The organism is Oleiphilus sp. HI0125, from assembly GCF_001635355.1.
The window spans coordinates 1-650 of the sequence record NZ_LWGF01000355.1; the positions used below are offsets into that span (position 1 = coordinate 1).

1 protein-coding gene is annotated in these 650 nt (G+C 46.3%); it reads left to right on the forward strand.

Going from position 1 to position 650, the window contains the following annotated elements; translation table 11 throughout:
• Positions 1-650: succinate--CoA ligase subunit alpha (gene sucD / locus A3762_RS05010; protein WP_068754384.1), on the forward strand; the 650-nt coding region annotated here is incomplete at both ends.

A 650-nucleotide genomic window follows, 5' to 3' on the forward strand; every position in this document is an offset into this window, starting at 1 on the left:
GGCTTTACTGGATCGCAAGGTACATTCCATTCTGAGCAAGCTATCGAGTACGGAACCAACATGGTTGGTGGTGTTACGCCAGGCAAAGGTGGCCAAACACATTTAGGTTTGCCTGTATTCAATACTGTACGCGAAGCTGTGGAGCAAACTGGCGCGGAAGCATCTGTTATCTATGTTCCTGCTCCTTTCTGTAAGGATTCGATTCTTGAAGCTGCGAATGGCGGTATCAAGCTAATTGTCTGCATCACAGAAGGTATTCCAACGCTTGATATGCTTGATGCTAAGGTTAAGTGTGATGAACTAGGCGTGCGTTTAATCGGCCCTAACTGCCCAGGTGTGATCACGCCAGGAGAGTGTAAGATCGGAATTATGCCTGGTCATATTCATCTTCCAGGTAAAGTTGGTATCGTATCTCGTTCAGGTACGTTGACTTATGAAGCAGTTAAGCAGACGACTGACTTCGGATTTGGTCAGTCTACTTGTGTAGGTATTGGTGGTGACCCGATTCCAGGATCAAACTTTATCGACATTCTTGAGATGTTCGAGAACGACCCTCAAACTGAAGCAATTGTTATGATCGGTGAGATCGGTGGCACTGCAGAAGAAGAGGCTGCTGAGTACATCAAGGCGAATGTAACTAAGCCTGTTGT